12 protein-coding genes are annotated in these 12,999 nt (G+C 73.5%); 3 read left to right on the top strand and 9 right to left on the bottom strand.

The window, feature by feature from the left end; all coding sequences use genetic code 11:
* Nucleotides 1–144: 144 nt before the first annotated feature.
* The 3 genes from ACFWA9_RS34540 to ACFWA9_RS34530 form a co-directional block, all read right to left on the bottom strand.
* The gene (locus ACFWA9_RS34540; protein WP_329490150.1) at nucleotides 145–1,191 is read right to left on the bottom strand and encodes an SPFH domain-containing protein; all 1,047 of its coding nucleotides are present in this window, start codon (nucleotides 1,189–1,191) and stop codon (nucleotides 145–147) included.
* Nucleotides 1,192–1,201: 10 nt separating this feature from the next.
* Nucleotides 1,202–1,624: an NfeD family protein gene (locus tag ACFWA9_RS34535; RefSeq protein ID WP_329490149.1), complete on the bottom strand. Its 423-nt coding sequence runs from the start codon at nucleotides 1,622–1,624 to the stop codon at nucleotides 1,202–1,204.
* Nucleotides 1,625–1,791: 167 nt separating this feature from the next.
* On the bottom strand, nucleotides 1,792–2,583 hold the full coding sequence (locus tag ACFWA9_RS34530; RefSeq protein WP_329490148.1) for an ABC transporter ATP-binding protein: 792 nt from the start codon (nucleotides 2,581–2,583) through the stop codon (nucleotides 1,792–1,794).
* Between the two features lie 147 nt (nucleotides 2,584–2,730).
* On the opposite strand from ACFWA9_RS34530, the gene ACFWA9_RS34525 reads away from it, so the two are divergent.
* Complete coding sequence (locus ACFWA9_RS34525; RefSeq protein WP_329490147.1) at nucleotides 2,731–3,528, top strand: hypothetical protein; 798 nt, start codon at nucleotides 2,731–2,733, stop codon at nucleotides 3,526–3,528.
* Between the two features lie 30 nt (nucleotides 3,529–3,558).
* On the opposite strand, the gene ACFWA9_RS34520 is transcribed toward ACFWA9_RS34525, so the two are convergent.
* From ACFWA9_RS34520 to ACFWA9_RS34510, 3 genes are all read right to left on the bottom strand, one after another.
* The gene (locus ACFWA9_RS34520; RefSeq protein WP_329490146.1) at nucleotides 3,559–4,215 is read right to left on the bottom strand and encodes a response regulator transcription factor; all 657 of its coding nucleotides are present in this window, start codon (nucleotides 4,213–4,215) and stop codon (nucleotides 3,559–3,561) included.
* On the bottom strand, nucleotides 4,208–5,305 hold the full coding sequence (locus ACFWA9_RS34515; protein WP_352297545.1) for a GAF domain-containing sensor histidine kinase: 1,098 nt from the start codon (nucleotides 5,303–5,305) through the stop codon (nucleotides 4,208–4,210). The genes ACFWA9_RS34520 and ACFWA9_RS34515 overlap by 8 nt, the downstream gene beginning before the upstream one ends.
* A gap of 393 nt (nucleotides 5,306–5,698) precedes the next feature.
* Nucleotides 5,699–8,278, bottom strand: a complete 2,580-nt coding sequence (locus tag ACFWA9_RS34510) for an FHA domain-containing protein (RefSeq protein WP_380392689.1) — start codon at nucleotides 8,276–8,278, stop codon at nucleotides 5,699–5,701.
* Between the two features lie 301 nt (nucleotides 8,279–8,579).
* Between ACFWA9_RS34510 and serB the strand changes: the two genes are divergently transcribed.
* Nucleotides 8,580–9,836, top strand: a complete 1,257-nt coding sequence (gene serB, locus ACFWA9_RS34505) for a phosphoserine phosphatase SerB (RefSeq protein WP_329490144.1) — start codon at nucleotides 8,580–8,582, stop codon at nucleotides 9,834–9,836.
* Between the two features lie 94 nt (nucleotides 9,837–9,930).
* On the opposite strand, the gene ACFWA9_RS34500 is transcribed toward serB, so the two are convergent.
* The 3 genes from ACFWA9_RS34500 to ACFWA9_RS34490 all read right to left on the bottom strand — a co-directional run bounded on the left by ACFWA9_RS34500 (nucleotide 9,931) and on the right by ACFWA9_RS34490 (nucleotide 12,119).
* Nucleotides 9,931–10,458, bottom strand: a complete 528-nt coding sequence (locus tag ACFWA9_RS34500; RefSeq protein ID WP_352297539.1) for a histidine phosphatase family protein — start codon at nucleotides 10,456–10,458, stop codon at nucleotides 9,931–9,933.
* Between the two features lie 190 nt (nucleotides 10,459–10,648).
* Nucleotides 10,649–10,771, bottom strand: a complete 123-nt coding sequence (locus tag ACFWA9_RS34495; protein WP_329490142.1) for an SGM_5486 family transporter-associated protein — start codon at nucleotides 10,769–10,771, stop codon at nucleotides 10,649–10,651.
* 46 nt (nucleotides 10,772–10,817) lie between these two features.
* The gene (locus ACFWA9_RS34490) at nucleotides 10,818–12,119 is read right to left on the bottom strand and encodes an MFS transporter (protein WP_329490141.1); all 1,302 of its coding nucleotides are present in this window, start codon (nucleotides 12,117–12,119) and stop codon (nucleotides 10,818–10,820) included.
* Between the two features lie 129 nt (nucleotides 12,120–12,248).
* On the opposite strand from ACFWA9_RS34490, the gene ACFWA9_RS34485 reads away from it, so the two are divergent.
* Complete coding sequence (locus ACFWA9_RS34485; protein ID WP_380392684.1) at nucleotides 12,249–12,923, top strand: FadR/GntR family transcriptional regulator; 675 nt, start codon at nucleotides 12,249–12,251, stop codon at nucleotides 12,921–12,923.
* The last annotated feature ends 76 nt before the right edge of the window (nucleotides 12,924–12,999 follow it).

The raw sequence follows: 12,999 nt of genomic DNA, 5'->3' as shown, positions 1-12,999 counted from the left end.
AGCCGCACAGGCCCCTGAGGGTCCCGCCTCTCCCGGATCTTGAAGTCCATCGCATCCCCTGAGCTGGGGCGTTGCGACGACCACTAGAACCTAAGCGTGCGAGACGGGTGGCGGGCCCTCGGCGCCGCGGGGGACGGGCTCAGCTCACTCCGGGTCGATCTTCCGGTACTCGCGGGCCGGGTCCACCCGGGGGCGGGCGGCGCCCTTGGTGTCGGTGTCCAGCGGGCGCGGACCGGCCGCCGGGTCGAGCGGGACCTGGGTCGCGGCCGGGGCCGGGGCGCTGGGGGCGGCGGCCGCACCGCCGTTGATGCCGCCGTTGCCGGCCAGGCCGGTGAAGGCGCCACCGAGGCCCTTGAGTGCGTCGCCGACCTCGCTGGGAATGATCCACAGCTTGTTGGAGTCGCCCTTGGCGAGCTCGGGCAGGGTCTGCAGATACTGGTAGGCGAGCAGCTTCTGGTCGGCGTCGCCGTCGTGGATCGCCTCGAAGACGGTGCGGATCGCGGCGGCCTCACCGTCGGCGCGCAGTACCGCGGCCTGCGCCTCACCCTCGGCCTTGAGCACCTCGGCCTGCTTCTCACCCTCGGCCCGCAGGATCTGCGCCTGCCGGGCGCCCTCGGCGGTGAGGATCGCGGCGCGCTTGTCACGGTCGGCGCGCATCTGCTTCTCCATCGAGTCCTGGATGGAGGTCGGCGGCTCGATCGCCTTCAGCTCGACGCGGTTGACGCGGATGCCCCACTTGCCGGTGGCCTCGTCCAGGACGCCGCGCAGACCGGCGTTGATCACCTCGCGGGAGGTCAGCGTCGACTCCAGGTCCATCGAGCCGATGATGTTGCGCAGCGTGGTGACGGTCAGCTGCTCGATCGCCTGGATGTAGCTGGCGACCTCGTAGGTGGCGGCCCGGGCGTCGGTGACCTGGTAGTAGATCACCGTGTCGATGTTGACCACCAGGTTGTCCTGGGTGATCACCGGCTGCGGCGGGAAGGGCACGACCTGCTCGCGCAGGTCGATGCGGTTGCGGACCCGGTCGATGAACGGGACGACGATGTTCAGTCCCGCGTTGAGCGTCCGGGTGTAGCGGCCGAAGCGCTCCACGATCGCGGCGCTGGCCTGCGGGATGACCTGAATCGTCTTGATCAGCGCGATGAATGCCACCACGACCAGGACGACCAGGACGATAAGGACGGGTTCCACGGACTCTCCCCTAGACGACCAGGGCGGTCGCGCCCTGGATTTCGACGACGTCGACCTGCTGCCCCGGCTCGTACACGCTGCCGGGGTTGAGCGCGCGGGCCGACCAGATCTCGCCCTTGAGCTTGATCCGCCCGCCCTCCCCGTCGACTCTTTCCGCGACGATCGCGGTGGCGCCCGGAAGCGCCTCGATGCCCATCTTGATCTGCGGGCCCTTCCTGAGCTGCCGGTACGCGATCGGGCGGACCACGACCAGCAGGGCGACCGAGACCACGACGAAGGTCAGGACCTGGACCACCGCCCCGGCGCCGAGCCCCGCGACACCGGCCGCGGCGAGCGCGCCGACCGCGAACATCGCGAACTCCGGCATCGCGGTGACGACCAGGGGTATGCCGAGGCCGACGGCGGCCAGGAGCCACCAGATCCAGCTGTCCACGTGTCCATCCTAGGGAGCGAAGGGCCTTCGAGGCGGACAGTTCCCGCAGGTGGAGGGGCGGAAACCGGTCGCACGTGCGACCGGCTCCAGTTCAGTGGAGTTCAGCCGGATTCCCCGGGCTCCGGCCGGGGCCCGCCGGCGGCTCGGAGGACGGCCCGGCGCGGGCCTCAGCCGAGCGGCAGGCCCTGCGCGGACCAGCGGTCGCCGTGGCGCTCCAGAGTCAGCGGCAGGCCGAAGCACCTGGAGAGGTTGCGCGCCGTCAGCTCGGTGTCGATCGGACCGGCGGTGAGCACCTTGCCCTGGCGGATCATCAGCACGTGGGTGAAGCCCGGCGCGATCTCCTCCACGTGGTGGGTGACCATGGCCATGGCCGGGGCGAACTCGTCCTGGGCGAGCGCGCCGAGGCGGCGCACCAGGTCCTCGCGGCCGCCGAGGTCCAGTCCGGCGGCGGGCTCGTCCAGCAGCAGCAGCTCGGGGTCGGTCATCAGGGCGCGGGCGATCAGGGTGCGCTTCTTCTCGCCCTCGGAGAGGGTGCCGAACTTGCGCTCGGTCAGCCCGGCCATGCCGAGGCGGTCCAGCAGGGCGAGCGCGCGGGACTCGTCCGCCTGCTCGTACTTCTCCTGCCAGCTGACCGTCATGCCGTAGGCGGCGGTGAGCACGGTCTGCAGCACGCTCTGGCCGGCGGGCAGCTTGTCGAACATGGCGGCGCCGGCCAGGCCGATCCGGGAGCGCAGCTCGAAGACGTCGACCTCGCCGAGCTTCTCGCCGAGGACGGACACCTTGCCGGTGGTCGGGAAGAGGTACGTGGAGGCGATCTGCAGCAGGGTCGTCTTCCCGGCGCCGTTGGGGCCGAGGATGACCCAGCGCTCGCCCTCGGAGATGGACCACGAGACCTGGTCGACCAGCGCGCGCTCCTCCCGGACCACGGATACGTCCACCAGCTCCAGCACGTCGCTCATGCCTATGCCTTCCCCAAAACAGAAATTCGGCCGTCGGTGCGGGCGGGCAGCCTACTCCGGCGGCCGGTGGGCACGGAGTGGGTGCGCCGCACGCGCATGGGCAAACCTACGCCACGCGGATGACCGCCGATTCCGTAGGCTGGCCGGATGCTCGCGACTCCTGCCGACAATCCGTACGAAGAGCCCCGTTCGGGGCGGCTGGCCGCTTGGGGCAACGCCCTGTTGGCCGGTCTGGTACCGCCCGACGACGCCGCCTCGGCGGTGCTGGGCAGTGACGAGAGCCACCGGGTGACCGGACTGCCGGGCGACGAGCCGGGCGAGCGGCACGGGCTCACCTGGGCGCTGGGGCGGCTGAGGGTGCTGGGGGTGCGGGGGCTTCGGCTGGCCCTGCCGTCCGCCGGCCACCCGCTCGGGCTGACCGGTCCGGCGCCGTTCAACGCCCGGGCGCTGGGCGCGGGCGAGGCCGTGCTGGCGGTCGGGGCGCCGCTCGGGCTGGTGCCGGAGATCGAGGTGTTCGGGCCGGTCGGGGACCGCTCGGCGATGGTGCTCTGGCGCTGCTCGGAGGTGAACGACGCGCCCCCGGCCGACGTGCCGTCGCTGCACGAGGCGGAGCGCGAGCTGGCGGACGGGCTGCGGGAGGCGACGGCGATGCTGGCCCGGCTGGACGTGGCCGGGGCCGGACCGGAGGCGCTGCGGGCGCTGGAGGCGTACCGGCGGCGGGGGCACGTCGAGCTGCTCGCCCCGGGGTACCCGCCGCGCGCCGTCCGGGTGCTGGAGTCGGCCCGGCAGGTGACGGCGCTGCTGGCGATCGCCTCGGGTGGGCACGGCGCGGCGGTCAGCGCCTCGGAGATGGCCTCCCGCCAGGCGGTGCTGGACCCCCTGCGGCGGACCGCCCGGCGGGCCCAGGTGGCGGCGTACAACGCGCTGGTCGACGAGAAGGGCTGATTTCCGCCCCCGGCCCGGCCGCGCCGGCCGCTACGCCTCGCGGGCCTCGCCGTGCCGGACGGCCCAGAGCGCGGCCTGGGTGCGGTCGGCGAGGTCCAGCTTCATCAGGATGTTGGAGACGTGCGTCTTCACCGTCTTCTCCGACAGGTGCAGGCTCCGCGCGATCTCCCGGTTGGAGCGCCCGTCGGCGATGTGGCCGAGCACCTCGCGCTCGCGCTCGGTGAGGGTGGCGCCGCGGCCCTGCGGCTGGCGGGGGCCGTCGTCGGCGAGCAGCGCCTCCGCGAGCTCGGGCTGGAGCAGCACGTGGCCGGCGTGGACCGAGCGGATCGCCCCGGCCAGCGCCTCCGGGTCGACGTCCTTGTACACGTACCCGGCGGCGCCGGCCCGCAGTGCGGGGACCATGGTGCGGTGCTCGGTGAAGCTGGTGACGATCAGGATCCGGGCCCGGCTGCCCTCGCCCTTGAGCGTGCGCAGTGCCTCGATGCCGTCGACGCCGGGCATCTTGAGGTCCATCAGGACGACGTCGGGGTCGAGCTCCCGGGCCCGGTCGACGCCTTCGGCGCCGTCGGCGGCCTCGCCGACCACCTCGATGTCGTCCTGGACCTCCAGGAAGGTGCGCAGACCGCGGCGGACCACCTGGTGGTCGTCGACCAGCAGGACGCGGATCGCTGGCGTGGTGTCAGGCACCGGGGACCTCCATCTCGACGACCGTCCCCTTCCCGGGGGCCGAGTCCAGGGTGAGCGTGCCGCCGACGGCGGCGGCGCGGTCGCGCATCGAGGCCAGGCCGAGGTGGCGGCCGGCCCGGCGGACCGACTCGGGGTCGAAGCCCCGGCCGTCGTCGCGCACCCGCAGGACGGCGCCGCGCGCGGGCGTGCCGGTCAGGGTGACGGTGACGCTGCGGGCGTCGGAGTGGCGCAGCGCGTTGTGCAGGGCCTCCTGCGCGATCCGCAGCAGGGCCGCCTCCTGGGCCGGCGGCAGGGCGCGGACGCCCTCGGCGGCGAAGGCGACGTCGGCGCTGTGGGCGCGGTCGAGGACCTGCACCTGCGAGGCGAGGGTGGCGCTGAGGCCGTCCTCCTCCAGGGCGGCGGGGCGCAGCTCGACCACGACGGCGCGCAGCTCGTCGGCGGCCTCGGCGGCGAGTTTGGCGACCTCGGCGAGTTCGGCGCGGGCCCGGGCCGGGTCGCGGTCGACGAGCTTGGCGGCGGCCTTGGCGGTGAGGCGCAGCGAGAAGAGCTTCTGCGAGACGGCGTCGTGCAGGTCGTGGGCGATCCGGGCGCGCTCGCCGGCCAGGGTCAGCTCGCGGCTGCGCTCGTAGAGGCGGGCGTTGGAGAGGGCGAGGGCGGCGTGCGCGGCGAGGATCCGCAGCAGTTCCTCGTCGTGGTCGGTGAAGCCGCCGCCACCGCGCTTGTTGGCGAGGAAGATCACGCCCATCACGTGCGGCTCGTCCTCGGCGGCGTCGGTGTCGAGGACGGGCATCCCGAGGAAGGCGTCCATCTCGGGGTGGGCGGCGGGCCAGCCGCCGAAGGCGGGGGCCTCGCGCACGTCGGCGAGCCGGATGGGGCCGGTCTCGTGCAGCATCTCGGCGAGCACGCCGTGCTGGCGGGGCAGCGGGCCGATGGCCCGCCACTGCTCGTCGGTGACGCCGTCGACGACGAACTGGGCGAAGCCGCCGTGGTCGTCGGGCACGCCGAGGGCGGCGTACTCGGCGCCGAGCAGGCCGCGGGCGGAGGCGGTGATCCGCCGCAGCACCTCGCGGACCTCCAGGTGGCGGCTCATCGCGAGCAGGGCCTGGCTGATGGCCTCGATCCCGGCCAGGCAGGGCTCGCAGGCGGGCAGCGGGCCGGCGGCCGGCGGGCCGACCGGGATCCGGTCGACGGGCAGCAGGCCGGCCGGGGGCCGGCGGTCACTGGGCGCGGTGGGCATACGGCCAAACTACCGCCGCCGGGGCGGCCTCCGCGTCGGTCCACGGGCGCGCGGGGAGCAGGTCCACAGACCTAGGGCCCGAGCCCCTTGGGCGACGGGGCCGGTACGCGGAGGGGCGCCGGTACGCGGAGGGGCGCCGGTACGCCGAGGGGCGCCGGTACGCCGAGGGGCGCCGGTACGCCGAGGGGCGGCCCCGCCCGTCGCCGGGTGGGGCCGCCCCTGGGTGAGCGGTGCGGTGCGGGCGGGTCAGCCCTTCTGCATGACCTCGGGCTCGTGGCGGCGCTGGAGGCGCGTCACGATGACGCCGATGACGATCGACATCACGATCAGGATGCCGCCGTCCAGCACCAGCTGGCCGACGTTGTGGCCCCAGATCGCGTCGTACTCGGGGTTCTTGAAGTCCTTGTTCCAGGGCCCGAGCAGCTTGGACAGGTCGAGCGTGGTGGCGACCATGCCGACGCCCCAGCGGGCCGGCATCAGCCAGGCGAACTGCTCCAGGCCCGGCTTGCTGAAGATCTGGAAGAGGCAGCCGGTGAAGACGACCTGGATGATCGCGAACATGACCAGCAGCGGCATGGTCTTCTCGGCGGTCTTCACCAGGGCGGAGATCATCAGGCCGAACATCATCGAGGCGAAGCTCAGCAGGATCAGGCCGATGCTCATCTCGATGATCGGCAGGTCCTTGATGATCAGACCGTGCTCGGGCAGCTTGCGCGGCAGGTAGCCGACGGCCGAGATGATCGCGCCCTGGACCACGCTGAAGAAGCCCAGCACGATGATCTTGGACATCATGTACGCCGACCGGGAGAGGCCGGTGGCCCGTTCCCGTTCGTAGATCGCCCGTTCCTTGATCAGCTCTCGGACCGAGTTGGCGGCTCCGGAGAAGCAGGCGCCGATCGCCAGGATCAGCATGATCGTCGCGGCGCCGCTGTTGATCCCGAGCTGCGACTTCGGGTTCGGCGCCAGCCCGGGATCGTTCGGGATCAGCACGCTGACCGCGCCGAGCACCGCCGGGAGCAGGATCGACAGCGCCAGGAACCCGCGGTCGGAGGCGAGCACCGAGGCGTAGCGGCGGATCAGCGTCCACAGCTGCGAGCCCCAGCTCTGCGGCTTCGGCGGGCGGACGGCCTCCTGGACGATCTGGGCGGACTGCACGGCCCCGGCGTCCACGTCGGCGGAGTACTGCTGGTAGTGCACCGACCCCCGGTAGCGGCCGGCCCAGTCGTGGTCCGGGTAGTTCTCGAAGGCCTGGAAGACGTCGGCCCAGGTCTCGTACCCGAAGAAGTGCAGCGCCTCGTCCGGCGGCCCGAAGTAGGCCACCGAGCCGCCCGGAGCCATCACCAGGAGCCGGTCGCAGAGGGCGAGTTCGGCCACCGAGTGGGTGACGACCAGGATGGTGCGGCCGTCGTCGGCGAGGCCGCGCAGCATCTGCATGACCTCGCGGTCCATGCCCGGGTCGAGGCCGGAGGTGGGCTCGTCCAGGAAGATCAGCGAGGGCTTGGTGAGCAGCTCAAGGGCGACCGAGACGCGCTTCTGCTGGCCGCCGGAGAGCGCGGTGATCCGGTTGTCGGCGCGCTTGTCCAGGCGCAGCTCGTAGAGCACCTCGTCGATCCGCGCCTCGCGCTCGCGCGCCTCGGTGTCACCGGGGAACCGGAGCCGGGCCGCGTACTTGAGGCCGGTGCGGACGGTCAGCTCCTTGTGCAGGATCTCCGACTGCGGCACCAGGCCGATCCGCGAGCGCAGTTCGGCGAACTGCTTGTAGAGGTTGCGGCCGTCGTAGAGGACGTCGCCGCGGTCGGCCGGGCGGTAGCCGGTGAGGGCGCGCAGCAGGGTCGACTTGCCGGAGCCGGACGGGCCGATGACGGCGACCAGCGACTTCTCCGGGACGCCGAAGCTGACGTCGTTGAGCAGGACCTTCTTGCCGCCCTTGAAGTCGACCTCGACGGTCAGGTGGCGGGCGGAGAAGGAGACCGCGCCGGTGTCGACGAACTCCTGCAGCTGGTCGCCGACCAGGACGAAGCTGGAGTGGCCGACCGTCAGGCGGTCCTGCGGCCCCATCAGCTGGCGCTGGACGGGCCGGCCGTTGAGGAAGATGCCGTTGTGGCTGCCCAGGTCGACGATCTCGTACCGGCCGTCCGGCAGCTGGCGCAGCTCGGCGTGGTGGCGGGAGACCTGGAGGTCGGAGACGACGATGTCGTTGTCGAGCGCGCGACCGATCCGGACGGTGTTCATCCCCGCGGTCAGGTTGCGGATCATCGTCGGCTGCGGGCCGCCGGCCTCGTGCTGCGGCGCCTGCTGCTGCGGGAAGCCGCCGTGCTGGGGCGCCTGCTGGGGGAAGCCCTGCTGCTGCGGGAAGGCCGGCGGCTGCCCGCCGCCCCACTGCTGCTGGACCGGCGGCTGGTAGGCCTGCTGCTGCGCCGGCGGCTGCTGCTGGGCCCACGGCTGCTGGACGGGCGCCTGCTGCTGGGCGGGCGGGACGTGGCTGCGGCTGGTGGCGGCCTCGTGCCAGGCGGGGGCGGGCGCGGCGGCCTGGGCGGGAGCGGAGAAGCTCAGCCGGGGGCCGTTCTCGGCGTTGCCGAGGTTGACCACCGCGCCGGGGAAGAGCGGGGCCTGCTGGGTCCGGGCGCCGGCGGTGTACGTGCCGTTGGTGCTCCCGTGGTCGTCGAGCTGCCAACCGGCCCCGTTGAACGAGATGGTGGCGTGCTGCCAGGAGACCCTGGCGTCGTCGAACGGGAAGTCCGACTGCGGGTTGCGCCCGATGGTGTACGACCGCCCCGGCTCCAGAGTCCGCTGCTGTCCGTTGATATCAATGACGAGTTGCGGCACTGCTCGCCTGCCCCGCTCTCTCGGTCCCCCGATTTTGCCCCCGGTCGGGGGTGCGATGTCCTGAATCCGACGGGGGGAATCATTCCAGCCCGCCGCCCGTTGGTGAAAGTCACCCCCGGTGACTGTGACCAGGCGGCAACGATTCGCGGACGCCCCCGCCACCGCCCCCGGGGCGTCGCCCGCGCGCCACCGTCCGGTCACCCGGGTGGTGCGCACACCGCCCACACCCGCTCCGCACCCCCGTCCACGACGCGGACGGGTGCCGTGGCGCCGCCGGCCGGCGGGTAGCGTGGGAGCCACCATGAACGCATCGCCCTTGGCCGCCGAGCCGTTCCCCGCCCCGCAGCCCCGGACCGAGGACGAGCGCACCCTGCTCGTCAAGGTGTTCGGCAAGGACCGCCCCGGCATCACCGCCGGTCTCTTCGCCACCCTGTCCGGGTTCGGCGTCGACGTCATCGACATCGAGCAGGTCGTCACCCGCGGCCGGATAACGCTGTGCGCCCTGGTCACCCCGCCGACCGCGCCCGGTGCCGAGGGCGAGCTGCGTTCCACCGTGCACCGCTGGGCCGAGGAGCAGAAGCTCCAGGCCGAGATCATCTCCGGCATCGGCGACAACCGGCCGCGCCGCGAGGGCCGTTCGCACGTCACCGTGCTCGGCCACCCGCTGACCGCCACCGCGGTGTCGGCGCTCACCTCCCGGATCACCGACTCGGGCGGCAACATCGACCGCGTCTTCCGGCTGGCCAAGTACCCGGTGACCGCGGTCGAGCTGGCCGTCTCCGGTGTCGCCACGGACACGCTGCGCGCCGCGCTGGCCCAGGAGGCGGCCCAGCAGCGGGTGGACATCGCGGTGGTCGCGGCGGGCCTGGAACGCCGGGCCAAGCGCCTGGTGGTGATGGACGTCGACTCCACGCTGATCCAGGACGAGGTGATCGAGCTCTTCGCCGCCCACGCGGGCTGCGAGGCGGAGGTCGCCGCGGTGACGGCCGCGGCGATGCGCGGCGAGCTGGACTTCGCCGAGTCGCTGCACGCCCGGGTCGCGCTGCTGGCCGGCCTGGACGCCGGGGTGACCGAGAAGGTCCGCGCCGAGGTCAGGTTCACCCCGGGCGCGCGGACCCTGATCCGCACGCTGCAGCGGCTGGGCTTCCAGGTCGCGGTGGTCTCCGGCGGCTTCACCCAGGTCACCGACCACCTGGTGGAGCAGCTGGGCCTGGACTTCGCGGCGGCCAACACCCTGGAGGTGGTGGACGGCAGGTTCACCGGCCGGGTGGTCGGCGAGATCGTGGACCGGGCCGGCAAGGCCCGCTGGCTGGCCCGCTTCGCCGAGCAGGCGAAGGTGCCGCTGGAGCAGACCGTCGCGATCGGCGACGGCGCCAACGACCTGGACATGCTGAACGCGGCCGGGCTGGGCGTGGCGTTCAACGCCAAGCCGGTGGTCCGGGAGGCCGCCGACACCGCGGTGAACGTGCCCTTCCTGGACACCGTGCTGTACCTGCTGGGCATCACCCGCGAAGAGGTCGAGGCGGCCGACGCGCTGGACGGCACGCCGACCGAGTAGCCGCGGCCGGACGCGCCCGAGGGGCACGAGGACCGGTCCTCGTGCCCCTCTTCGGCCACCGCGCCCGGACCGGGCGGCGCGGGGGCCGTTCGGCTCAGTCCTGCGGCGTGAAGTACGAGACCAGCGCGGCCACGCCCGGCTCGACGCCCTTCCAGGAGCCGTCGAAGCTGAGCACCGCGACGGCCGCGGTCGGGAAGCCGCCGAGCCGCAGCCGCTCCAGCGCCTCCCGGTCGCCCTCGTCCCCGGCCAGCACCTGGGTCAGCCCGAGCACGCCCGGGTTGTGGCCCACCAGCACCACGTCGGGGTGGTCCTCGGGGGTCTCCTGGAGGACGGCGATGATCTCCCCGGGGCTGGCCTCGTAGATCCGGTCCTCGTACACCGTCCTGCGGGCGCGCTTCGGCAGTTCGTGCGCGGCGAGCTTCCAGGTCTCACGGGTGCGCAGGGCCGTGGAGCAGAGCACGTAGTCGGGGTTGATGCCGGAGTCGGCGAGCCAGCGGCCGGCTTCCGGGGCCTGGTGGCGGCCCCGGTCGGCCAGCGGCCGCTCGTGGTCGTCGACGCCGTTGGGCCAGTCGGCCTTGGCATGGCGGAGAACGATGATCCTGCGGGGCGTGTCGGCGCTCATACCCAGCAAGCTTGGCAGAAAAGCGGCCCGGGGGCGCGATGCCGCCGGCTGCCGCCACTCTCCGGGGTGCCGGGTGTCATCGTGCGCCGTTCGCCGGCGGTCGGCGTGCGGTACCGCGGCCGGTCCGCGGGCGCGGACCGGCCGGCGTCGCTGACCGGCCGGATCGGCCCCGGCGGGGCCGCGCGGCGGATCAGCCGAGGTTCTGGGCCACCGTGGCGACGATCGCCAGCAGCACCACGATGCCGACGATCAGTGCGGCGATCTGGCCGAGCTTCTTGTGGCCGTCGGTGGGGTTCGGGTCGAGTACGGGCATGACCGGATTCTCCCACCCCGGTCGTGCCCGCCCGTCAGCGGCCCCGCTACGCCGCGGCGCCGGCGGCGGCCGGGAGGACCGCCTCGTCCTCGATGTGCCGGGCCCGCGCGGCCCGCAGGCCGAACAGCATCTGGGGCACCAGCAGCACGGCGAGGAAGCCCAGCGGCAGGTACCACTCACCGGTGGCCTGGTACAGCCGGCCGATCAGGATCGGGCCGGGGATGGAGATGAGGTAGCCGACGCCCTGGGCGAACGCGGAGAGCTGGGCCACCCCGCCAGCCGTCCGGGCCCGCAGGCCGATCATGGTGAGCACCAGCGGGAAGGCGCAGTTGGAGAGGCCGACCAGGGTCGCCCAGACCCACGGCACGCCGGCCGGCGCCAGCGCCAGCCCGGCGTACCCGGCGATGCCGCAGGAGGCCAGCACCACGACGAAGAGCCGCTGGTCACCACGGCGCGCGGCGAGGTTGGGCAGCACGAAGGAGACCGGGACGCCGATCACCATGGTCAGGGCCAGCAGCACCCCGGAGGTGCCCTCGGAGACCCCGGCGTCCTGGAAGATCTTCGGCAGCCAGCCCATCACCACGTAGGCGCCGGTGGCCTGGAGGCCGAAGAAGCAGGCCATCGCCCAGGCGGTGCGGCTGCGGGTGATCGGCAGCTTGGCGACCGCCCCGCCGGTCTTCCCGCCGCGCTCGCGCCTGGTCACCGCGACCGGCAGCCAGAGCAGCAGCGCGACCGCGCCGAGGGCCGCCCAGACGCCCAGGCCGACCCGCCAGTCCCCGCCGAGCGCGCTGGTCAGCGGCACGGTGACGGCGGCGGCGAGCGCGGTGCCGGCCGACAGCGACATGGAGTACAGGCCGATCATCGGACCGACCTTCTCCGGGAAGTAGCGCTTGATCACCACCGGGATCAGCACGTTGGAGACCGCCACCCCGGCCAGCGCGAGCGCGGTGAGCAGCAGGAACACCGCCGTGCCGCCAGCGAACGAGCGGGCCAGCACGCCGGCCGTGATCGCTCCCATGCCGGCCGCGACCACCGCGATCGGCCCGAACCGCCGGGCCATGCCGGGCGCGGCGAAGCCGAACAGCGCGAAACAGAGCGAGGGAACGGCGGTCAGCAGGCCGGCCAGCGTCGGGTTCATCCCGAGGTCGGTGCGGACCTGGTCGAGCAGCGGCCCGAGGCTGGTGACCACGGGCCGGAGGTTGAAGGCGGCGGCGGCGATCGCGACGGCGAACAGCCAGCCGAGGTACGTGCCCCGGCGGGCGGAGGCGGATGCGCCGGTGGCGGGCCGCTCGGTCTGCGGTCCGGCCCCGGTCCGTGGGGTGGTGGTGGTGTCTGCTGCGGAAGGCATGGGAGCCATCATAGAATGATGGGATGAATTAGCGCATCCTCGACTTGGCATGATGTCCCGACCCGCCCCAAGCCGACCCACCCGCCGGCCGACGCCCCCACCGCCGACCCGAAGCCGCAAGGAGTCCCCGTGGCGCTGTCCTCTCCGAGGCGCACCCCGCTGTCCGACCAGGTGATCGCGCAACTGCGCGCCCAGATCACCTCGGGCGAGTGGCCCGTCGGCTCGCGCATCCCGACCGAGGCCGCGCTGGTCGAGGAGCTCGGCGTCGCCCGCAACACCGTCCGCGAGGCGGTCCGCGCCCTCGCCCACAACGGGCTGCTGGACATCCGCCAGGGCTCGGGCACCTACGTCCTGGCCACCAGCGAGCTGGCCGGGGTCATGCACCGCCGCTTCGCCGACGCCGACCAGTCGCAGGTCGCCGAGCTGCGGGTGACCCTGGAGACCTCCGCGGCCGGCCTGGCCGCCACCCGCCGCACCGCGCGCGACCTCGCCCTGCTGGACGCCACGCTGGCCCGCCGCGAGGACGCCTGGCGCTCCGGCGACGCCGAGGACTTCATCCAGGCCGACGCCGCCTTCCACCAGGCCGTGGTCGCCGCCGCCCACAACGAGGTCCTCGCCGCCGTCTACGCCGACCTCGGCGAGGTCACCCGCGCCCACCTGCGCCACGACGTCGGCCCGGAGCTGATCGCCGAGCGCTACCTCGGGCACGACAAGATCCTCGACGCGATCCGGGCCGGCGACCCGCAGCGCGCCTCGGTCGAGGCCGGCCGTGCCATCGGCGCCTGCACCCCGCCCGACGCCTGACGCCCGCCGCCGTGCGCACCGGCGCGCGCGGGGCCCCGCACAGCACCGCGGCCCGGCACCCCCAGGAGGCTGTCTC

The sequence above is a fragment of the Kitasatospora sp. NPDC059973 genome (genome assembly GCF_042737525.1).
Taxonomy (GTDB): Bacteria; Actinomycetota; Actinomycetes; order Streptomycetales; family Streptomycetaceae; genus Kitasatospora.
This window is presented reverse-complemented; position numbering and strand designations above follow the sequence as displayed.